Annotated in this window: 22 protein-coding genes; 7 read left to right on the plus strand and 15 right to left on the minus strand. The window is 45.1% G+C overall.

Going from position 1 to position 21,924, the window contains the following annotated elements:
• Positions 1-95: 95 nt before the first annotated feature.
• Positions 96-1,292 (minus strand): methyltransferase, encoded by a 1,197-nt coding sequence (locus tag J4N39_RS09715; RefSeq protein ID WP_252018606.1) that lies wholly within the window; start codon positions 1,290-1,292, stop codon positions 96-98.
• Between the two features lie 59 nt (positions 1,293-1,351).
• Complete coding sequence (gene cysB / locus J4N39_RS09720) at positions 1,352-2,326, minus strand: HTH-type transcriptional regulator CysB (protein WP_252018608.1); 975 nt, start codon at positions 2,324-2,326, stop codon at positions 1,352-1,354.
• Between the two features lie 291 nt (positions 2,327-2,617).
• On the opposite strand from cysB, the gene J4N39_RS09725 reads away from it, so the two are divergent.
• The 4 genes from J4N39_RS09725 to J4N39_RS09740 all read left to right on the plus strand — a co-directional run bounded on the left by J4N39_RS09725 (position 2,618) and on the right by J4N39_RS09740 (position 5,666).
• On the plus strand, positions 2,618-3,379 hold the full coding sequence (locus J4N39_RS09725) for a DNA repair protein (RefSeq protein ID WP_252018610.1): 762 nt from the start codon (positions 2,618-2,620) through the stop codon (positions 3,377-3,379).
• Between the two features lie 96 nt (positions 3,380-3,475).
• Positions 3,476-4,252: a tRNA isopentenyl-2-thiomethyl-A-37 hydroxylase MiaE gene (miaE, locus tag J4N39_RS09730; RefSeq protein WP_252018612.1), complete on the plus strand. Its 777-nt coding sequence runs from the start codon at positions 3,476-3,478 to the stop codon at positions 4,250-4,252.
• Between the two features lie 62 nt (positions 4,253-4,314).
• On the plus strand, positions 4,315-4,824 hold the full coding sequence (locus tag J4N39_RS09735) for a helix-turn-helix domain-containing protein (protein ID WP_252018614.1): 510 nt from the start codon (positions 4,315-4,317) through the stop codon (positions 4,822-4,824).
• Between the two features lie 20 nt (positions 4,825-4,844).
• Entirely contained in the window at positions 4,845-5,666 is an 822-nt protein-coding gene (locus tag J4N39_RS09740; RefSeq protein ID WP_252023689.1) for an IS3 family transposase, read from the plus strand.
• A 68-nt stretch (positions 5,667-5,734) separates the two neighbouring features.
• Here the strand turns inward: J4N39_RS09740 and pyrF are convergent, their stop codons facing one another.
• From pyrF to cmk, 6 genes are all read right to left on the minus strand, one after another.
• Positions 5,735-6,430: an orotidine-5'-phosphate decarboxylase gene (pyrF, locus tag J4N39_RS09745; RefSeq protein WP_252018616.1), complete on the minus strand. Its 696-nt coding sequence runs from the start codon at positions 6,428-6,430 to the stop codon at positions 5,735-5,737.
• 23 nt (positions 6,431-6,453) lie between these two features.
• Complete coding sequence (gene lapB / locus J4N39_RS09750) at positions 6,454-7,623, minus strand: lipopolysaccharide assembly protein LapB (protein ID WP_252018618.1); 1,170 nt, start codon at positions 7,621-7,623, stop codon at positions 6,454-6,456.
• A 14-nt stretch (positions 7,624-7,637) separates the two neighbouring features.
• Positions 7,638-7,907, minus strand: coding sequence for a LapA family protein (locus J4N39_RS09755; protein WP_252018620.1), 270 nt, complete (start codon positions 7,905-7,907; stop codon positions 7,638-7,640).
• A 155-nt stretch (positions 7,908-8,062) separates the two neighbouring features.
• Positions 8,063-8,347: an integration host factor subunit beta gene (gene ihfB / locus J4N39_RS09760; protein ID WP_252018623.1), complete on the minus strand. Its 285-nt coding sequence runs from the start codon at positions 8,345-8,347 to the stop codon at positions 8,063-8,065.
• A 190-nt stretch (positions 8,348-8,537) separates the two neighbouring features.
• Positions 8,538-10,208 carry a 30S ribosomal protein S1 gene (gene rpsA / locus J4N39_RS09765; RefSeq protein ID WP_252018625.1) on the minus strand — a complete coding sequence of 557 codons (1,671 nt, stop codon included), beginning with the start codon at positions 10,206-10,208 and terminating at the stop codon, positions 8,538-8,540.
• Positions 10,209-10,310: 102 nt separating this feature from the next.
• Positions 10,311-10,988: a (d)CMP kinase gene (cmk, locus tag J4N39_RS09770; protein WP_252018627.1), complete on the minus strand. Its 678-nt coding sequence runs from the start codon at positions 10,986-10,988 to the stop codon at positions 10,311-10,313.
• A gap of 276 nt (positions 10,989-11,264) precedes the next feature.
• On the opposite strand from cmk, the gene J4N39_RS09775 reads away from it, so the two are divergent.
• Positions 11,265-12,305 (plus strand): polysaccharide lyase family 7 protein, encoded by a 1,041-nt coding sequence (locus J4N39_RS09775; RefSeq protein WP_252018629.1) that lies wholly within the window; start codon positions 11,265-11,267, stop codon positions 12,303-12,305.
• Positions 12,306-12,391: 86 nt separating this feature from the next.
• Here J4N39_RS09775 and sohB read toward each other — a convergent pair whose 3' ends face one another.
• Positions 12,392-13,447 carry a protease SohB gene (gene sohB, locus J4N39_RS09780; protein WP_252018631.1) on the minus strand — a complete coding sequence of 352 codons (1,056 nt, stop codon included), beginning with the start codon at positions 13,445-13,447 and terminating at the stop codon, positions 12,392-12,394.
• A 93-nt stretch (positions 13,448-13,540) separates the two neighbouring features.
• Here sohB and J4N39_RS09785 point away from each other — a divergent pair, with 93 nt between their 5' ends.
• Complete coding sequence (locus J4N39_RS09785; RefSeq protein WP_503062904.1) at positions 13,541-14,359, plus strand: YciK family oxidoreductase; 819 nt, start codon at positions 13,541-13,543, stop codon at positions 14,357-14,359.
• 51 nt (positions 14,360-14,410) lie between these two features.
• Here J4N39_RS09785 and J4N39_RS09790 read toward each other — a convergent pair whose 3' ends face one another.
• Both J4N39_RS09790 and mlc read right to left on the minus strand, forming a co-directional pair.
• Positions 14,411-15,352, minus strand: a complete 942-nt coding sequence (locus J4N39_RS09790) for a chemotaxis protein CheV (RefSeq protein ID WP_252018633.1) — start codon at positions 15,350-15,352, stop codon at positions 14,411-14,413.
• Between the two features lie 131 nt (positions 15,353-15,483).
• Positions 15,484-16,698 carry a sugar metabolism global transcriptional regulator Mlc gene (mlc, locus tag J4N39_RS09795; protein ID WP_252018635.1) on the minus strand — a complete coding sequence of 405 codons (1,215 nt, stop codon included), beginning with the start codon at positions 16,696-16,698 and terminating at the stop codon, positions 15,484-15,486.
• Positions 16,699-17,025: 327 nt separating this feature from the next.
• Between mlc and pyk the strand changes: the two genes are divergently transcribed.
• The gene (gene pyk, locus J4N39_RS09800) at positions 17,026-18,471 is read left to right on the plus strand and encodes a pyruvate kinase (RefSeq protein WP_252018637.1); all 1,446 of its coding nucleotides are present in this window, start codon (positions 17,026-17,028) and stop codon (positions 18,469-18,471) included.
• A gap of 3 nt (positions 18,472-18,474) precedes the next feature.
• Here pyk and J4N39_RS09805 read toward each other — a convergent pair whose 3' ends face one another.
• From J4N39_RS09805 to ptsG, 4 genes are all read right to left on the minus strand, one after another.
• Positions 18,475-19,629 (minus strand): patatin-like phospholipase family protein, encoded by a 1,155-nt coding sequence (locus J4N39_RS09805; protein ID WP_252018639.1) that lies wholly within the window; start codon positions 19,627-19,629, stop codon positions 18,475-18,477.
• A gap of 12 nt (positions 19,630-19,641) precedes the next feature.
• Entirely contained in the window at positions 19,642-19,734 is a 93-nt protein-coding gene (gene cydH, locus J4N39_RS09810) for a cytochrome bd-I oxidase subunit CydH (RefSeq protein WP_252018641.1), read from the minus strand.
• A gap of 142 nt (positions 19,735-19,876) precedes the next feature.
• The gene (locus J4N39_RS09815; RefSeq protein ID WP_252018643.1) at positions 19,877-20,284 is read right to left on the minus strand and encodes a hypothetical protein; all 408 of its coding nucleotides are present in this window, start codon (positions 20,282-20,284) and stop codon (positions 19,877-19,879) included.
• A 150-nt stretch (positions 20,285-20,434) separates the two neighbouring features.
• Positions 20,435-21,868, minus strand: a complete 1,434-nt coding sequence (ptsG, locus tag J4N39_RS09820; RefSeq protein WP_252018645.1) for a PTS glucose transporter subunit IIBC — start codon at positions 21,866-21,868, stop codon at positions 20,435-20,437.
• Positions 21,869-21,924: the final 56 nt, after the last annotated feature.

Consider the following 21,924-nt stretch of genomic DNA (forward strand, 5'->3'; position numbering starts at 1 on the left):
CATATTCCACAAAATATGAGTTTAGTTCTGTAGGATCCTCTCCCACTTTCACAGAAACAGTCGCCACACTGGAAAAAGTGGAACGCCTAATAGCGTTATTTTCCCTTCACCGCCTGAATCAACAAATTCCTTGGTGTATCCTTGTAATCGCAAAACGTGGATAGCGACACTTGATAGCCATTTTCTACTAAAAACAACGCTCTATCCAAGATCAGCCACATTTCTAGTGGGCGTTGAAATAGCTGTTGAACTAAACTTAGCTTTTCCATCAACTCGAAGCGCTGTTGGCCATAGCGAAGCCAGTCATCAAAATTGATATCCGTAATATTTAGTGACTTCTTCTCCGCCGCCCACTGGCAAAACGCTTCAAAGCCATCATCTAACAAAGATTTTTTAATACTAGGGATTGGAATGTACTCACCATATATAGATTCAAGGTAGCCACTTAATCCTAGGCGGTAACTCATCTCTAGACGCCGATGACGACGCACTCGCTCTCCCCCAGTGACCGTCGCTTGCAGTGGTATTCTCAGCTCAGCTTTAGACAACTTAAGAGCACTATTTTGAGCATTAGCAGACAATGCTTGATAGTCATCAGCTTGAATCAAATGGTAGCAACATGGAGCAACCGTCAACGCCTGAGTGCCTTTCTGACTGGCAAATTTCAGTAAGTTAACGTGTAAATCACCACAAGCATGAAGGGCGACCGCATGTTGCTCTGGTTTAAGACAGCTAGAAGCACTCGCATCCAGTGCATCACCTTGAACAAAATTCATGGCAAGCCCTGCTCTATCGGCTTCCTGTTGCCCTTTATCGCATAGGGCTTGTTGCCATTCAAAGCTGGTCACTGGTGAAGTTGAATGCCTTGCTAGCACCTGACCAAGAAACCCTTTCCCAGAGCACCACTCTAACCAACTTTTTTGCTCGGAAAACGCTAAACAAGCACTTCCCATCGCTAAGATTTGATTGAGTTTTCTTCCCGGAATGCCGGCACTTTCTCGGCTAGAGAGTTGAACTGTATTGGCGTCTGTTGCCGTAGGGTCGATGACGTTCAACAAATCTGCAAGCTTTGGTTCGGCCGTGACAGCCTGTTGAGTCAGTGATGTGCTGTCTGACTTGAGCGACTCCACCGCAGCGTAAGATAGGCTATCCAACCATTGACATAAATTGGGGTATTTAACTGACCAAGAGCGTAAGTAATTAGGTTCAGCACTGATATGAAACGGCTCAAAGCGCCACAGTTGTTGGTGCTCTAATAAAAGTTGGTCGATTTGGATAAATTGTGACTGCATGCATCCCCCTACATCTTGGCGCTGATTGTAGGGGGAAATAGCGTTAGGTCAAGGCGGGCTTATCGCACAGGCAGGTCGATGTCTTTAAACATCTCTTCGATCTCGGCGTTATTTTTTAGTGAGATAGCTTGCTCGACCACAGGGCGAGTCAGGTGCGGGGCAAAACGCTCCACAAAGTCATACATGTAAGAACGAAGGAAAGTACCTTTTCTAAACCCAATACTGGTCGTGCTCGCCCCAAAGATGTGGCTCGCATCGATAGCGACTAAATCGGTATCTTGTTCGTGGTCAATTGCCATACTAGCAATCACCCCAACACCAATTCCCATACGAACGTATGTCTTGATCACATCAGCATCGGTTGCGGTAAAGACAATTCTCGGTGTCAGTCCTGCTTTGTTAAAGGCCGTATCTAGCTCAGAGCGACCTGTAAAGCCAAATACGTAAGTGACAAGAGAGTAACTCGCTAAGTCTTCAATGGTGATGTGCTCTTTTTGTGCCAGCGGGTGGCCTTGTGGCACAACAATCGAACGGTTCCAGTGATAACAAGGTAACATAATGGAATCTTGATAGAGATGCAGCGCTTCGGTAGCAATGGCAAAATCCGCAGTACCTTTCGCTACAGCTTCTGACATTTGGGTCGGTGTACCTTGGTGCATGTGCAAAGAAACTTTTGGATAACGAGCAGTAAAACCTTTGATCACGTCAGGCAAAGCATATCGAGCTTGAGTATGAGTGGTCGATATGTTTAACGTCCCCATTTCTGGATGAGTATGCTCGCCAGCCACTGCTTTAATGCTCTCTACCCGCGCCAAAATCTCGCGAGAAATGCGAACGATGTCTTCACCTGCAGGCGTAACATGCGTCAAATGCTTACCGCTACGTTCAAATATCTGAATACCCAGTTCATCCTCTAACAAGCGGACTTGCTTACTGATCCCAGGTTGCGATGTGAACAGGCTTTCTGCGGTGGCAGAGACGTTAAGGTTATGGTTGACGACTTCAACAATATACTTCAATTGCTGTAATTTCATTGCGAGCCTCGTATTCCTTTACTATAGGGGTATATAAGTATTAGTTATAACGCCAGATGTAAAAAAAAGACAGAAAAATGTCTCATAAGTGCCCATTTCATATGGGGCTCGACTATATTGAAAAAAGATGTTTTGTAACCTACCCCTCAGATTTGAGTTCTCGTGGTCACTTTTGATTAAAATAATAATTTAATTGGTTAGTATGGTAATCTGTAAATCTGTGATGTGTCTTACTTCGCTTTAGTGTATGCTCACAGGTTAGTTTTTTGATTTAATCGCAGACGTAACTTTATGAATATTGGTTTAATTATTGCTCTAGTTGCCGTTTTATTAGTGCTGGTCATCGGCTACAACGTTATGCTCCAATATCGCATGAAAACCGAGTCCGCCAAACGTCAAGAGGCTGGTCGATACGTCGCCGTGATCGACGCAACCGAAGACCTGATCGGGAATGCACACCACCTTCCATACAGTAAAGACCTTTTAGTGTGCCTCAATACCCGTATTCTTGATGCTCTTGAAGCCATGGCGGAACTTGATCCAAAGAACAAGCAGCTTAAATCTCGCATCGCCAATATGAATGCTCAGATCGAGCAGCTAAAAGAAAACTTCAAAGACGAAACAGCCAACTTCCGCAACCCAAGCAGTGACAAGCAAGCGATTGTAATGCTGAAACTGGTTAAGCGTCTGCGCGAAACTATTCGAAGTGAGCACAACAAGGGTCGATTTGATACTCAAGCTTACGTGGCAGAAAACGCTCGTCTTGAACAAATTCAGATCCGTATCAACATTGAAAATGTTATCAAACGTGCCAATGACTCAGTAATGCGCGGACAAGCGGGGACTGCAAAGCAACTGCTTAAGAAAGGTCTAGAGGCACTAACAACCAAAAACGATGCGTATTCAACTCAAGCAAAAGAGAAACTACAGCAGATGCTGGATGAGCTTGAGCAAAAACGTATGGATAAGGATGCCGCAGCCATGCAAGAGCTTGAAGATAAAGAGCGCAGTGACGATATGGAAGCCTTGTTCGGTAATAAGAAGAAATGGTAGTTACCGCTTAATATTTGTCTTTACAAAGGTCGCCATCGGCGACCTTTTTTATTACCATGCGAGCTCAATAATCCAATAAAAAGCTCAACACCACCCATGATTTCTATCGAACCATACCAAGACCTATTAACCCCAATTCAACAGTTTCTGCAATGTGAAACCCCTGACAGCTGGGTGATAGAAGCCAAAAAGCCAGAGAACTTGAGCACAGTGCTGATTGACCACTTACTATGCGAGCTAAAGGCAGGCCAATCGGCGATGTATTTGATTCGCAAATATGCGGTGGACAACAAAAGCGCCGTTAACCTACTCGATTGGTTCAAACCTTATGAGGATTTTGCCTATCGCAACATCGGCAGCCTTGAAACGCTCAAGGGTAAGAGCAATATATCAAAATCAATTATGGCTAAGTCTGATTCGCCCTATAGCCAAGACCTGATCGACAAAATGGTACTTTTGATTAAAGAAGAGCTGCACCATTTCTATCAAGTTCTTGAAATCATGGACGCAAGGGGTATCGAATACAGTAACATTCCTGCGAGTCGATACGCCAAAGGGCTGCTTTCACAGATGCGCACTTATGAACCAGAAACCTTAATCGATAAACTGATCATTGGTGCCTACATCGAGGCCCGCTCATGTGAGCGTTTTGCTAAATTAGCCCCGCACATGCCAGAAGATATCGCCAAATTCTATATTTCACTGCTTCGCTCTGAAGCTAGGCACTACCAAGACTACTTAGATCTAGCACAGCAAATCGCTGACTATGACATCTCAGAACGAGTGTTAGCATTGGGGAAAGTAGAAGCTGAGCTCATTACTACACCAGACACTGATTTTAAGTTTCACAGCGGCTCACCTCTCCAAGTATAAAAAAAGCCCTTCGAATGTGAACTGACCCCCAATAGTTGGACACCAATTATTGGGGGTCTTTTATGTCCAAATATAGTCGTGAGTTGAAGTGCATCATTGCTAAGCAATGCTTAAGTGGTGTGCCATCTCGCCTGTTAGCTAAAGAATATTCCATTTCCTCTAGACAAATTAGGTACTGGGCGCAAGTCTTTGCTATTCATGGTACTAACTCTTTTCTTCCCACAAATCATGCTTCAACGGCTAAAACGAAGCTAGAAGCGATTAATTTAATGTGGACGAATGGCTGGTCTCTGACGCACACTAGTGCCTTCTTAAACCTCTCGACCCCTGGAACACTCTCTGTTTGGCTAAAAAGATACAGAGAACAAGGTATTAAAGGGCTCGAGCCTCAGAAAGTAGGCAGACCTCTTATGAAACAGCAACCTCAACATCCTATTACATCCGATGATGATAAGACTTTGGAGGAGCTGAAAGAGGAGTTAGCGTACTTGAGAGCGGAGAATGCTGTCCTAAAAAAGTTAGAGGAGTTAGAGCAGGAAAAGAGACGCCGTCAAATAAAGAAAAAACGGTAATTGCTCTAACTCTCAGAGAAATACACCCACTAAAACACTTGCTCCAAGCACTCGAGCTGCCAAAAAGTGTGTTCTACTATCAAGTACAAGCGAGTAAGCGCTCGGATAGCTATACGATTGAACGAGAGTTAATTAAATCAATTTATCATGAGCATAAGGGTCGGTATGGGTACCGCCGTATTCACCTTGAGTTAAAGAAGCTGGAGTTCGTAATAAACCACAAGACGGTCCAGCGACTGATGGAAGAACTAGGTCTAAAATCAACCGTTAGACCCAAGAAGTATCGCTCTTATCGAGGGGAAACAGGCAAAAGTGCGCCAAATATCTTAGAAAGAGACTTCACGGCAACTAAACCAGATGAAAAATGGGTAACCGATGTTACTGAGTTCAAAGTAAAAGGCCAAAAAGTCTATCTGTCACCAGTGGTTGACTTGTTTACTCAAGAGGTTGTCGCTTATAAAGTCGCCAAGAACGCACGATTGCCTCTTGTGACTGATATGCTAACAGAAGCGATCTCGAAGCTGGATAAGCACTCAAAACCGATCATACATAGTGATCAAGGCTGGCAATATCGACATCAGTTATATCAGAAGAAAATTACCGATAATGGGTTAACACAGAGCATGTCGAGAAAAGGGAACTGTTTAGATAATGCAGTGGCAGAGAACTTCTTCGCACTGCTTAAGACAGAGATGTACCACAATCAATCATTTAATGATGCCAACGATCTTATAGAGCAGATTGAAGAGTATATCGAGTATTACAACACCAAGCGGATTAAGGTAAAACTAAAAGGCCTGACTCCGATTGAATATCGAAATCAGGCCTTGCAAGCCGCTTAACAGAAATGTCCAACTTTATGGGGTCACTTCAATGAAGGGCTTCAATGTGCTTATTTATGTAAAATCAACTAAATAAGCGTTTTATTGATTTCCGTCAGTACTGCTGCTGGATCTGCTGCCTGAGTGATAGGGCGACCAATCACTAGGTAATCTGAACCTGCATTAATTGCTTCTACTGGAGTCATAATGCGTTTCTGGTCACCAACCGCAGCACCAGCTGGTCGAATGCCTGGGGTTACAAGCTTAAAGCTCTCGCCAAGGTCTGTTTTAAGTAAGTTCGCTTCTTGAGCAGAACAAACCACGCCATCTAGGCCCGAGTTTTTAGTCAGAGTCGCCAAACGCAACACTTGCTTTTGAGGCTCTAGATCCAGACCGATACCTGCAAGATCTTGCTGCTCCATGCTAGTGAGCACGGTTACACCAATCAGCAGAGGACGATCTTTACCATATGGTTCAAGGATCTCGCGAGAGGCTGTCATCATACGTTCACCGCCACTGGCATGAACGTTAACCATCCATACACCCATTTCTGCAGCTGCGCGAACGGCTTTGGAACAAGTGTTTGGAATGTCATGGAATTTTAGGTCTAAGAAAACACTAAAGCCACGTTTGTGCAATTCACGAACGAACTCTGGACCAAATAAAGTGAACATCTCTTTACCAACTTTTAGTCGGCAGCTTGCAGGGTCAATGCGGTCAACAAAAGCAAGGGCATCTGCTTGATTGTCATAATCCAGCGCTACGATGACTTTTTGGTCAATCATTTTCTCTCCTAACGTGTCAGTTTTTATTCCCCATCCAAACCGCGGATAGGTTTAATAGTGCCCCACCCTTTACAAGAAGGGCAGTGCCAATACAAAGAATGTGTTGAGAAGCCGCACTTTCTACAACGATGGTGTGGCTTAACTTTTAGTTGTTCGCCAACCATGGCTTGTAAGGTCGTTAGACTGTCCTTCGCTCGTCCTTCTTCAGCTTCCGCTAAATGATAATCCATCAAACGGTGGAACCCTTTCATGGTCGGGTTCTTAACCAACTGTCTTGTCAACAAGGTTTGAGCGGCAGGCACACCTTCGTGTTGCGCCACCAGTTGTGCCAGCATGAGCTCCGCTGACACGCCTGCTTTCTTTTTAATGCACTTCTGCAAAAACTCAAGCAGTTCGTCTTCTCTGCCTAAGTGGTAATAACACTCAGCCAACGTTGGTAAGATTTCTCCAATGAAATCGATATCTTGCTCTAACACCTGCTCTAGGTATTTGGCTGTCGTGGTGTAATCTTCATTGGCCAGATAAATCTTGCCCAATGTGATGGTTGCACGTACACACTTAGCATCCTCGCTCAGCGCTTTGTTAAGTAGCTGAATGGCTTTTTTGGTATTGGATTCCGCCTGCTCCAGCACAGCCAGTTCGCAGTAGTAATGGGCGATATCTCGGCGAATACGCTTCTTACCCATTTTCGCTAACTGTACTGCGTGCTCAATCGCTTTTGGCCACTCACGAGTCTGTTGATAGATAATCACTAACTGAGTAAGCGCCGCTTCTCGATGGTCTGGCTCTTCCAATAACTGCTCAAAGATGCGCTCAGCTCGGTCTAATAGACCGGAAACCATAAAGTCTTTTGCTAGTTGCTGCAGAGCAATATTTTTTTGCTCTATGGTGAGCCCCGAGCGTGATATCAAGTTCTGGTGAATACGAATGGCACGATCGACTTCGCCTCGAGAACGAAATAGGTTCCCAAGTGCGAGATGTGTGTCAATAGTGTCGTTATCTACCTGCAGAAGCTCGATAAAGTGATCAACTGCTTTATCTGACTGATCAGACAATAAGAGGTTTAAGCCCGTAACATACTGACGAGAGATTTGGTTGGATTGTACCTGCTTGTCGATACTTGCGCTGCGATGGCCCATGTACCAACCATAGGCCGCTGCGACAGGTAACAGCAGGAAAAGCAGTTCCAGCATTCGCTATCTTTGAGTTAGCTCTTATCTTTGGCGATGGCCAATTCTTGTTTCTTCACCTGTTTGTTCAAGCGACGAATCGTCATTTTGTATTTTAGGTGGACACTACCAAATACAATGGCAGAGATGGCAACACCTGTTGCAAAGACGATACCGAGCAAAATAGACAAGTGAAAGTCCCCTTTCGCCAACAAGTAGTTAAACGTCACAACTTGTTGATTCTGGGCTCCTAGTGCGAGCGCAATTAGTACCAGCGCAACCACGATGATTATTTTTATAATTTTCATAGCTCACAACTCCCTGGATGAGTTCTTGTACAAGTTTCACGAGACCTGATTATGCAGGAATTCGCTTGTGCAAACCATGCCAATCGCGAAATTTTGCTCATAAAAAAGCGGCATAGCCGTAGCATGCCGCTTTTTCATAAACCGTTGTTAGATCTTTAGCTGTAAATATTGACGCGCTCGCGCAACTCTTTACCTGGTTTAAAGTGAGGAACGTATTTACCCTCAAGTTCTACCTTTTCACCCGTTTTAGGGTTACGACCCATTCTTGGCTCGCGGAAATGTAGTGAGAAACTGCCGAAACCACGGATCTCAATACGGTCACCACTTTCAAGCGTAGTTGCCATATGCTCTAGGATATCTTTTACCGCATCTTCTACTTCTTTAGCAGATAGATGAGTCTGTTGAGCACAGAGTCTTTCAATTAGTTCTGACTTAGTCATAGTTCCTCTCTTTACCTAGATTACAAGCCAATTATAGACAGGAATATCAATTCCAACAAACACTTGCTAAGAATTATAGAACATAATTGCTGAGTGTTATCACTCTAAATGACAAGTTTTTTTCAAACACTTACGTTTAGGCATAAAAAAAGGAGCCCTAAGGCTCCTTTTTTAGATAAAGACGGGAGAATTACTCGCCTTTAGCTGCTTTGAAAGCGTCAGCCATAGCGTTACCGAATGAAGCATCGTCTGCTTTGTTCAGTGTAGCCATTGCTTCTTGCTCTTCAGCTTCATCTTTAGCTTTGATAGATAGGTTGATTACGCGGTTCTTACGGTCAACGCCAGTGAACTTCGCTTCAACGCTATCGCCAGCGCTTAGGATTAGAGATGCATCTTCAACGCGGTCACGTGATACTTCAGAAGCACGGATGTAACCTTCAACACCGTCGATTAGCTCAACAGTTGCGCCTTTAGCGTCAACAGCAACAACAGTACCGTTTACTAGAGTACCTTTCTTGTTGTCAGCAACGTATGCGTTGAACGGGTCGTTTTCCATTTGCTTAACGCCAAGAGAAATACGCTCACGCTCAGCGTCAACTGCAAGTACAACAGCAGAGATTTCGTCGCCTTTCTTGTACTCACGTACCGCTTCTTCACCAGCAACATTCCAAGAAATGTCAGATAGGTGAACTAGACCGTCGATGCCGCCGTCAAGACCGATGAAGATACCGAAGTCAGTGATAGACTTGATCTTACCAGTAACTTTGTCGCCTTTAGCTTGTGCTTCAGCGAATGACTGCCATGGGTTAGCTTTACATTGCTTAAGACCAAGAGAAATACGACGACGCTCTTCGTCGATTTCAAGAACCATAACCTCAACTTCGTCGCCAACATTAACAACTTTAGATGGGTGGATGTTCTTGTTAGTCCAATCCATTTCAGAAACGTGTACTAGACCTTCAACGCCTTCTTCGATTTCAACGAAGCAGCCGTAATCAGTTAGGTTAGTAACGCGACCAGTTAGCTTGTGACCTTCTGGGTAACGCTTAGCGATTGCTACCCATGGATCTTCACCTAGTTGCTTAAGACCTAGTGATACGCGAGTACGCTCACGGTCGAACTTAAGAACTTTAACTTGGATCTCGTCACCAACGTTAACGATCTCAGAAGGGTGCTTAACGCGCTTCCAAGCCATGTCAGTGATGTGTAGAAGACCATCAACACCGCCAAGGTCAACGAATGCACCGTAGTCAGTAAGGTTCTTAACGATACCTTTAACTTCAGTACCTTCTTGTAGAGTTTCAAGAAGCTCATCACGCTCAACACTGTTTTCAGATTCGATAACAGCACGACGAGAAACAACAACGTTGTTGCGCTTCTGGTCTAGCTTGATTACTTTGAACTCTAGCTCTTTGTTTTCTAGGTGAGCAGTGTCACGGATAGGACGTACGTCTACTAGTGAACCAGGTAGGAAAGCACGGATACCGTTTAGTTCAACAGTGAAACCGCCTTTAACTTTACCGTTGATAACACCAACAACAGTCTCAGCTTCTTCGTAAGCTTTCTCAAGTACGATCCAAGCTTCGTGACGCTTCGCTTTCTCACGAGAAAGTTGAGTTTCACCGAAACCGTCTTCAACAGCGTCAAGTGCAACGTCTACTTCAGAACCAACTTCAACTTCAAGCTCGCCAGCAGCGTTCTTGAATTGTTCTGCTGGGATAGCAGACTCAGACTTAAGACCAGCGTCAACAAGAACGAAACCGTTCTCGATAGCTACTACAGTACCCTTAACGATAGTACCTTGTTGGAATTCAGTCTCGTTTAGAAACTCTTCAAAGAGTTGAGCAAAAGATTCAGTCATTTTTAATCTTCAATAAATTAAACGTCCACGGGCATCCTACCGCGTGGGGTTGATAAATTCGCCAGTCATCATCCTTGCGACCAACGCTCCGACTAACGTAAATTACGCTAGTTTAGATTCGATATATTTGAGTGCTTTTTCAACCACTTCTTCAATAGAAAGTTCTGTTGAATCAAGCACTAGCGCATCATCTGCAGGACGCAAAGGAGCCACCGGTCGGTTACGATCTCGGTAGTCACGGTCCTGTATCTCGCGCAAAAGGTCATCAAATTTAACATCATGACCCTTTTGTTGCAACTGATTATAGCGTCGGTTAGCTCTTTCTTCCGCACTCGCATCGAGGAAGATTTTCGCCTCGGCAGTTGGGAATACAACCGTACCTAAATCGCGGCCGTCAGCAACCAAACCAGGTGCTGCTGAAAACGAACGTTGACGACGCAGCAGCGCTTCGCGAACTCGTGGCAATGCAGCAATTTTAGAAGCAGCCTCGCCTGTGGTTTCTTTACGAAGCTCTTTAGAAACGTCTTCACCTTCGAGAATAACTTTTACTAACTCACCCTCAGCAATAAACTGCACATCAAGGTGAGTTGCGATTGGAACTAATGCCTCTTCTGATTCAGTATCAATTCCATGATGAATCGCAGCCAACGCTAGCACACGGTATATTGCGCCCGAGTCTAGCAAATGAAAGCCTAATTTTTCCGCCAGCAACATACAAAGGGTGCCTTTGCCTGCACCGCTAGGTCCATCAACAGTAACTACTGGTGTACTTGAGGACATGTCTTACTCCACGTTGATTTTCGCAGTTAACATCTGCGTTGTTCTTAATTTTACGGCGCAGGATTATATACCCATTACCCTAAAGATGCCATTGATTTAGCAAGGATCAGACTGAACATCATACGCTTATCAATTGTAAGACAAGTCACATTTTTGCCAACAACTATCATCGAGACCAATACCTAATTCTAGTAGCACAACGTCGGTCACAATTTAGTAATACAATAGTATTGTAGCATTAGATGAAACTAACCCTACCCTCTGAGGCAATAACAAATGAATAAGTTTCATCTCACTCTACTTGCAACAAGTGTTATCGCAGGCTCTGCTGTTGCAGCAACGCCAGAAGCCATGTCTGCCAAATTTCAGCTAGACCCAACCAAAGCACCAGCGCAAAACTTTGATATGTCTAACTGGAAAATCAACCTGCCGGTACTGACTACAGAAGGTCCGCGCAAAGGCAAGACTTTAGAGATCGCTAAAGAGGAGCTGAGTAATACTGAAACGCCTTATGTTCATCCTGAGTGGTTCTATACCGATAAAGAGACAGGCGCAGTCGTGTTCGTTGCACCAAACGACGCACCAACCACACCGAATAGTAAGAATACCCGCAGTGAATTGCGTGCGATGCTTGCAACTGACTATGGTGAACCTGCAAACAACTTCGTGATTGCATCACACCCTGACGCATCTCAATACGGTGCTATTGGTGGCGAACTAAAAGCAACGCTATCGGTTGATCAAGTCAGTGTTAGCGGCAACTACAAGAAAAATGGGGCATTTGGTGTTGTGATCGGCCAGATCCACGGTGCGAAGAACGAACCACTAAAAGTCGTTTACCGTAAACTGCCAGAGCATGAGTATGGTTCACTGGCATGGAACTACGAACTAAACCCACCACGTGACCTACAAAATGCTAAAGACGAAAATGGGAAAAAACTAAGACAAGATATCCGTCATGATGTATTTGGTCAGCATAACCTTCGCCAGGGGTCAGAAGACCCACAAGACGGCATCAAACTAGGTGAAATCTTCTCTTATAGCGTGAACGTCAAAGGCGACATCATGCACCTAACCTTTACCAAAAACCCAGGTGAAGCGAACGAGGTCGTCAAGACTTACGACATTGACCTGAAAAAAGGCAAATACCAAGGCCACGATGTTGACCAAGGTTACGGAAACACTTGGATGTACTTTAAAGCCGGTGCTTACAACCAGTGTAACACCAAGAAGAGCAGCTCGGGCTGTGAATGGCGTGGCATGGAAGCAGGTGACTACGTGAAAGCAAGCTTCTACCAGCTAGAACTGAACCAATAATTGGTTAGCTTGAAAGCGTAAAAATAGCCCTGCGATTGCAGGGCTATTTTGTTAGCAAGTATTATGATCTATTGACCCAGTCGGACTTAGACAAGTGGACGCTGGCCACGATTGATTAGTTTCATCAACACATTTTCCGCAGCATCACCCGCAACACCAGATAACTTGTCTGACAGTTTCTTCTTCTTGACAAAATGAATCGCGAGCACGGTCTTTTCTTTGCAAGCTGCTAGAACCAAGTCGTCAGAGGTCGAGATCTCATCCACTAAGCCAAGCGCTTTCGCTTGAGTACCAAACCAATGTTCTCCCGTTGCCACTTTTTCCAGTTCCAACTCAGGACGACGCTCAGCGATGAAGTCTTTAAACAGGCCATGGGTCTCTTCGAGTTCTTCTTTGAATTTATCACGAGCTTTATCCGTGTTCTCACCAAACATAGTCAAGGTGCGTTTGTACTCTCCAGCAGTGAGCTGTTCAAACTCGATGTCATTCTTTTTAAGTATCTTATTAAAGTTAGGGATTTGAGCAATCACGCCAATAGAGCCAACGATAGAAAATGGCGCTGCAACGATCTTATCAGCAACACATGCCATCATGTAGCCACCACTCGCGGCTACTTTGTCTACCGCAATTGTCAACTTCAAGTTGGCCGCTTTGATGCGATCAAGCTGAGACGATGCTAAACCATAACCGTGAACCATACCGCCACCAGACTCTAAGCGCAGTAATACTTCATCGCCTTCTTGCGCTACGGATAAAATCGCACTGATTTCTTCACGTAATGAGGTCACTTCTCTGGCGTCAATGCTGCCATTAAAATCAAGCACAAACAGATGAGGCTGACGAGTCGGCTCTAGCTTGCCTTCTTTCTCGGCCTTCTTTGCCTGCTTTTCTTCATCTTTATGTTTGGCTTTGTTCTCTTTCTTTTCCGCTTTATGGCGAAGTTTTAAGTAAGCTTCATCAAACAAATGCGTCTCTAGCGCTTCAACTTGCTCTTGATGCTTTTCAGTCAGGTTTACTACTTCAAGTTCACCTTTGGTTGCCGAGGCTTTAGATTCTTTGACGACGACAATCAGTACAGCAATTGCTGCCAAGACTGTGACGATCTTAGCTAAAAACAGTCCGTATTCTAATAAAAATTCCAATGGTTTATCCCCTAAAAGACGAATTGGTGTATTGTAACCATCTTGCAATAACAAATGCCACACTGTTGTCGGTAGATTCTACCCGAGCCACCAATGAACACTGCGATATTTCAATCAAATCCGTTCATTGCAGGGCAAGGGTATCAAGTAACAAAAGGAAAGGTAGACGTGGAGTATTCATTTGCGCCAAACGGTTTAAAAGATAAAGTCATTCTTGTCACAGGCGCTGGAGACGGCATAGGTAAACAAGCAGCATTGAGCTACGCCGAGCAAGGAGCAACTGTTATCTTGCTTGGGAAAACCGTCGCTAAACTTGAAAAAACCTATGACAAAATTGAAGCGCTAGGCGCTCCTCAACCTGCAATCATCCCGCTCGATCTAAAAGGGGCAACCAAACAGAACTACATCGACATGGCAGAAACCATTGAAGGCCAATTTGGTCGCCTAGATGGTGTATTGCACAATGCAGGGCTGCTTGGCGTTATTAGTCCGTTTGAGCAAATCGATGAAGAGAGCTTCGATGATGTAATGCAAGTTAACGTTAAATCCCAGATGCTACTTACCCAAGCGGTACTACCATTGCTAAAAGCCTCTGAAGACGCACGTTTAATATTCACTACATCAACGGTAGGTCATATCGGACGAGCCTTTTGGGGCAGCTATGCTATTTCCAAGTTTGCGACCGAAGGAATGATGCAAGTGCTTGCTGATGAGCTGGAAGACTCCAGTGTTCGAGTCAATGCGATTAACCCAGGTGGCACTCGCACTAAGATGCGTGCCCAAGCCTTCCCTGCTGAAGATGCTGGTCAGCTAAAGACGCCTCTCGATATCATCCCGCTCTACGTGTACCTCATGTCCCCGGAAGGGAAATCCGTTCACGGCCAGTGTATCGATGCTCAGCCAAAACGCTAACATTAAAAGAGGAGCTTTACGCTCCTTTTTATTGCCTACTTTCCGTTCGACTTAACTCAGAATTTCTCTTAGACGTTCTTGTGTCGTTTTTACCAGCAAATCCGGCTGGAATTTGGAAATAAAACGATCACAGCCTACTTTCTTCACCATCGCTTCGTTGAAGCTTCCACTTAACGAAGTATTTAAGGTAACGAAAAGGTCTTTCATGCGAGGATCGCTACGCACTTCGTGGGTTAGCTTATAACCGTCCATTTCTGGCATTTCCGCATCAGTGATCATCATCAGCAATTCTCTTGCTACGTCTCTACCTTCGTCACACCATGTCTTTAACAATTTTAGCGCTTCAAGCCCATCGTTACACTCTACAAACTCAATGCCCAATTGACCTAGAGTACCAATAATCTGGTTTCTTGCGGTTGATGAGTCATCGACAACCAAAATTTTGCGTCCAACCATTTCACCGACAAGATCATCATCCAATACACCTTCAGAAATCGAGGTATCGTAATCAACGATTTCCGCCAACACCTTCTCTACGTCAATGATTTCAACAATACGGTTCATATCATTTTCGGTAATTTGGGTTATAGCGGTTAAGTAGTTTGCTCGTCCAGCTGTCTTTGGTGGTGGCTGGATTTCTGTCCAAGCAGTATTAACGATATGTTTTACTTGCCCAACTAAAAAGCCCTGAGTGGTGCGGTTATATTCTGTAATGATCAAGTTAGCTTCTTCGCCGTCTGTCATCGAGCGAAAACCAATAGCGGCGCGAAGGTCAATGATAGGGACAGGTTCACCACGCAGCGTCGCAACACCCGTGATATTGTGATGAGCTCCAGGGAGCTTAGTGAGAGGCGGTACTTTGAGCACTTCTTTCACTTTAAACACGTTTACCGCAAAAATCTGACTACTATTGAGCTGAAACAACAAAAGCTCTAGGCGGTTTTCACCGACTAGGTTAGTTCTTTGGTCAACAGTACTTAAAACTCCGGACATATTGCTTCTCACCGATTAGATCTATACATACAGCGTACAGCATTCACTCAAATTGCGCTATCTGAGATACAAAGCAATTGATTAAAGATAGATATGTACACTCGCTTTGAGCTGGACAATGGAAGGCCAAATTAACCTTCGATCACCTTCATCAAAAGCTCACCGTCATACATTGCTTGTTTGATTAACGCTGCGCCAGGCATTGTCGCTTGATTATAGAATCGACTTTCAACTAATTGAAGATCTCGGTGATATACAGGCAAGGTTTGGCTCTCAATGCACGCTTTTATGGCAGGAAATAGGATTGACTTGGCCTCATTGATCACACCACCAATTAACACTTTCTTCGGGTTAAATAGGTTTACAACGATCGAGATAGCAGTACCCAGGTGATTAGCTAGGCGTTCAATTTCTTCAACCGCCAAAGCATCCCCTTGATTTGCCGCTTCACAGATGGCCTCAATGGTAACGTTATTGACAGGGATCGAGGTTTTATCCCCCGCTTCGATTCGCTTAGTTACAATCTCTCGCAGCGCATGAGAACTTGCGACAGTTTCCAAGCAGCCTCGATTACCGCAATGACAAAGAGAGCCATTAGGATCAACTTGAATATGCCCTAATTCACCAATGTTACCGTGACGCCCTTGCAACACATGCCCGTCTAATACAATACCCGCACCTAAGCCGTGGTGAATCGAAATCAGAACAGAGTTATCGGTATCTTGCGAGTTACCAAACAGTTTCTCAGCCAATGCCCAAGCTCGAGTATCGTTGGCGATAAACACAGGTAGACCCGTCGCCTTGTATATCTCAGGGCCCAACGCAAGGTTATCGACGTTGTAGTGCGGCATTTGCAACACCACCCCTTTTTGTGAATCGACTAACCCAGGCAGTGTCAGGGCGATACTGGTCACCCTGTCTAGAATATTGCTGTAGGATTGAAAGAACTCTTCGATTTCATGCAACAAACGAGTAAGTACATCGTCTTGCTCTATTTCTTCAATATCAATTTTAGTTTCGACCAGTACAGAGCCCCCGTGCTCATGCAGTGCAATGGTGAGATAACCACGCCCTAGTCGCATTGATAGAAACTGCCAACCTTCATTATCGGTTTGCAAACCGACTGCCGGACGACCACGACTGGTGGCTTCTTGCACCGTCGTTTCGTGAATAAGGTGGGCATCGATCAATTCACGAGTAATCTTGGTAATACTCGCAGGTGCCAGCTCACTGGTCTTAGACAAATCAATTCGTGATATAGGCCCAAGGGTATCAATAAGCTTATATACACGACCGGCATTGACTTGCTTAATGTGATCGATATGGCCAGGTTGAGCCATGTACATAAATAACTCCGACAAAAATAGGTGCTCACCTTTGTAATAAATTGGAATAGAAAATTGGTGAGCTGTTGGTAGAGTTAATTTTTTTACTTTGCGAAGTAATTGTGAAGTGCCAAGGCTAAACGTCGTGACCAGTATCACGCATAAAACTCAAATGAGCGGATCTTCACAAGAATTCTGGCATTTTATAATTAAGTAGCACTTAGATTTCGCGCTTATTTCACATAGAAAAATATCAAATTCAAACTACACTGCTAATAACCGTATCTTGCAAACTTTTGTCTATCACACCCAATACTTTGCTGATTGTGTATTTCAACGGAGAGAAAGATGTCCAAACGCCTCAGAAGAACCAAAATAGTTGCAACCCTAGGCCCTGCCACCGATGACGGTGACGTTTTAGAACAGATCATCAGTGCGGGCATTAACGTTGTACGCATGAACTTTTCCCACGGAGAACCTCAAGATCACGTACAACGAGCTAATCGTGTAAGAAATATTGCGGCAAAACATGGCATCCATGTCGCTATCCTTGGCGATTTGCAAGGACCGAAAATTCGCGTCTCGACTTTCAAAGATGGCAAAGTAATGCTTAACCATGGTGACAAGTTTACGCTCGACGCCGACTTAGCCAAGGGCGAAGGCACTCAAACTTCCGTCGGCCTTGACTACCCTGAATTGTGTAAAGATGTCTCAAAGAACGATATTTTGCTCCTAGATGATGGCCGAATTCAACTTGAAGTTACTCAGGTCGATGGGCCACGAGTCCACACTAAAGTCACAGTGGGTGGATTTCTTTCCAATAACAAAGGCATCAATAAAAAAGGTGGAGGGCTATCTGCCGCAGCCCTAACGGAGAAAGATAAACAAGACATATTGACCGCCGCTGAAATAAAAGTCGATTATCTGGCCGTATCTTTCCCTAGAAACGGTGAAGACATGCGGTATGCAAGACGTCTAGCCGTTGATGCAGGCCTTAATACTCAACTTGTCGCCAAAGTAGAACGTGCTGAGACCGTTGCTACTGAAGAAAATATGGATGACATCATCGAGGCGTCAGATGCGGTTATGGTTGCAAGGGGCGATCTTGGGGTAGAGATTGGTGACCCTGAGCTCATCGGTGTGCAAAAACAGCTAATTAGCCGCGCACGCAGCTTAAATAAAACAGTCATCACTGCCACTCAAATGATGGAGTCAATGATCGTCAACCCCCTACCAACGCGCGCCGAGGTGATGGACGTTGCCAATGCGGTTCTCGATGGAACAGATGCGGTAATGCTATCAGGTGAAACCGCCGTAGGTGCCCACCCTGTCGCCACCGTCAAGTCGATGGCAAGTGTATGTATGGGCGCTGAGAAGATGCCAGAGCTCAATGTCTCCTCTTACCGACTAAAGCGTACCTTTAGCACTGCAGAAGAAGCCATTGCCATGGCGACCATCTATTCCGCCAACCACCTAGAAGGGGTGCAAGGAATGATTGCGCTGACTGAATCAGGCAGAACAGCCTTGATGATGTCTAGATTGAGTTCAGGATTGCCAGTATTTGCCCTCTCACGCAACGATGCGACGCTTAACCGCTGCGCCCTATACCGTGGGGTAACTCCCGTTTATTTCAATCGAGAAGCCGATTCAGGCCTGCCTACGGCACTTGAAGCCATTTCAACTCTGAAGGAAGCAGGACTACTCGATGTGGGTGACAAGGTCATTATCACTCAAGGGGATGTGATGGACGTAGTGGGGTCGACGAACTGTTTGAGGATCCTTGAAGTGCAATAAGCGCTAACTGGCGCTCTTTTGCCTCTGTTCAAGTGGTGATTGAAACGCTTTGACAAATTGATTACCAGCTTCGAACCCAAGCTGGTAATCATGCAAAAGTGCCTCAGGCTCACTGAGCAGCGGTGTAGACTGAAGTGGTGTTTTCGGGCAGATTTGAACCACAAAGCAGTCATCAGGCGGATTATTTAAGAACTGCTGAGTCAAAGCATAAGTTTGGTAGTGCACCATCAACATATCGGCCAACCCAGAGTCAAAATGCTCGCCAAGCAGGTGACTCAGACGGTAAACATCGCCAGAACCAAACAGCCAACGTCCCCCATCCAACGACAAAGATTTTGCGAGCTTTTGCTTCGGAAGTGACTTTTCAAACTGCCCTTTTAAAAAACCTGTCCACTCTTGCTTCCAACGTTCGACTTGCAGATCCCATTTCTCTTGAATCGTGGACACGGGCTCTCTTAGCCAAACGGGTAATGTCGGGGTTTGCTCACTGGGTGCCACATCCTGAGGCAAATTTTCACCAATGGATTCTGTTCTAATGACTACGATTAAGCGTGCTTCCTGACGCCAAGCTTGTTGTGCAGGCACTGATGCCGATATGCCACCATCGTAATACTCGATTCCATCTATTGACACAGGCTTATCATAGAGCCGAGGGATCGCACAGGTCGCAGTCAACACCTCTTTCCAATGCGGTGTAAAGATGGGTAGATATTGGTCTCTGAGGTGCACTACATCGGTGACAGAAGCGTATGCTTCTCTATCCCCCAATACCCGTTGCCCCATGTCTAAATCGAGTTTATAAGGGTAATGGCACACTTTCTCTAGTGCCCAATCAAGCCCCATCGGTTGCTTACGACGGATATAACTTAAGGTATGAAAGAACTCCTTTTGCGTCGTGAGGTCGAGAAGAAATGCTTTGCCAAGTTCTGCTTGACGGCAAAGGTAAGCGGTAAGGTTCAGTGCACCAGCAGAAGTGCCATAAAAGGAATGGAAAGGGTCAAAGTTAGCGTAGAGAAACGCATCTAAAACACCAGCCGTAAAAATGCTACGTTGGCCGCCGCCTTGGGCGACCAAGCTGGTTTTTCCGCTCAAATAATGGCGAAAGCGAGTATCATCAAGTTGAGCGGATTGTTCGGTTACGAGCCCGTTATTGACCACGAAGTCAGTCGCTTAACCTGCCCAGATCGCAATCAGACCATAGGCGACTAACACGGTAAAGATCGCTCCAACAATACCCAGAGCCATTTTCAAATCAGATTCCATACAACACCTCCTGTTACTTAACAAATTAATAACAGTAAAGTTTTCATTCATCAAGTTCACCGTCGATGTGATTAACCATATTGCCTATAAGGTCACAAACTAAATTAGGTGAGCAAAAACTCACCTAATTTCAATACACTAGTTAAAAACTAAAACGGACACCAAGCCCTGCACCCACACCCAGTTTTTTGTCTCCTAAGATATTCCAGCCTGGAGTCAATTGAGCGTAGCCATCCCAACCTTGAGCAAATTTCCAATTAACGCCAATCGGTGTGCGAACACCACCATCCTCTCGCCAGCCAATCCAGCCACCAGCACCAATGTACCAAGAAAGGTCCGTCTGCTGATCGATCATCTCATTGTGAAACAGGTAATCTACTGCAACACCATTATTGCCAATCGCAAAGTTGTATTTGTTGTCGTATTGGCCCAGAAAACTAAAGCCTTGGTCATAGCCAAAACCCAGTTTCAAATCTGGCTTTGAAGTGTCGTTGGCAAATGCGGGAGTCGCAGCCAAAGCCGCCACCAAAAGTGAAGTAGAGATACGCATGAACTTATCCTGTGCTCAAAGAAAAGCGTGTTTTCGCAAAATCGTCGAGTTGAGTAAAGAGCCCCTGCGTCAGTTGTTTGTCAATTCCATAAAAAAAGAAGGCCGAAGCCTTCTTTTTCACTATAGGGGAATTAATGAGTTTAGTAGGGATTAACCGTTGTTACGGATCCACTCATCCATGTCTGTTTTAAGGTTGTCAGACTTAGTACCGAAGATAGCTTGAACGCCACCAGATACTACAACCACGCCTGCCGCACCAAGTTGCTTAAGCTTGTCTTGGTTAACTGCTTCAGTTTCAGCAACAGATACACGTAGACGAGTGATACAAGCGTCTAGACCTGTGATGTTTTGCTTACCACCGAATGCTGCAACAAGCTCGCCCGCTAGCTCAGAGCCAGAAGCTACAGAAGCAGATTCTTCAGTTTCGTCTTCACGACCTGGAGTCTTAAGGTCCATTGCTGTGATTACTGCACGGAACACGAAGTAGTAAATCGCTGCGTAAACAAGACCACAACCAACCATCAGCATGATGTTCTGAGAGTTACCAGACAGAACAGTGAAGTCGATTAGACCGTGTGAGAACGATGTACCGTGTACGATACCGAACATGTTAGTCACAACGAATGCAGAACCCGCTAGTAGTGCGTGGATTGCGTACAGTACAGGAGCAACGAATAGGAATGAGAATTCGATTGGCTCAGTGATACCAGTTAGGAACGAAGTTAATGCAGCAGATGCCATGATACCCATAACTTTCGCACGGTTTTCTGGCTTAGCACAGTGAGCGATAGCGATAGCAGCGGCAGGTAGACCGAACATCTTGAACATGTAACCACCCGCTAGTTGACCGAAGCCATTACCAGCAGCACGAGATGCTTCATCAGCAACTAGGTAACAAGTTAGAACACCAGTCTGAGCATCACCAGCAGCGTTCACACAAGAACCTGCTTCGAAGAAGAATGGTACGTTCCAAACGTGGTGTAGGCCGAATGGGATTAGAGAACGTTCAACAATACCGTAGATACCGAACGCTAGCTCTGGGTTTTGGTTTGCAGCCCAGTGAGAGAACGAAGCGATAGCGCCACCGATTGGAGGCCATACGATAGAAAGTACAAGACCAAGACCGATCGCAGCAAAGCCTGTGATGATTGGCACAGCACGCTTACCAGCGAAGAAGCCCAGGTACTCTGGAAGTTGGATTTTGAAGAAACGGTTGAATGCCCAAGCAGCAACACCACCGACAAGGATACCACCTAGTACACCTGTATCGATTTTTTCAACGCCCATAACACCAGCCATAACACCTAGTGTTGCAGTCATGATGCCGTAACCAACGATTGCAGCAAGACCTGCTACACCGTCGTTGTTAGTGAAGCCAAGTGCTACACCAACAGCAAATAGAAGTGCCATCTGGCCAAATACAGAGCCACCAGCTTGTTCCATTAGATTAGATACGATTTCTGGGATGAAACCTAGGTCGGCAGCACCAACACCAAGTAGGATACCTGCTACTGGAAGTACTGATACTGGTAGCATCAGTGACTTACCAACTTTTTGCAGGTTAGCAAAAAGGTTCTTAAACATATTATATGCTCCTGAAAGATTATTAGTATTTCTTGCAACCTGACGGCACACCCCCG

Origin of the sequence: Vibrio sp. SCSIO 43136 (assembly GCF_023716565.1) — a bacterium.
GTDB lineage: Bacteria > Pseudomonadota > Gammaproteobacteria > Enterobacterales > Vibrionaceae > Vibrio.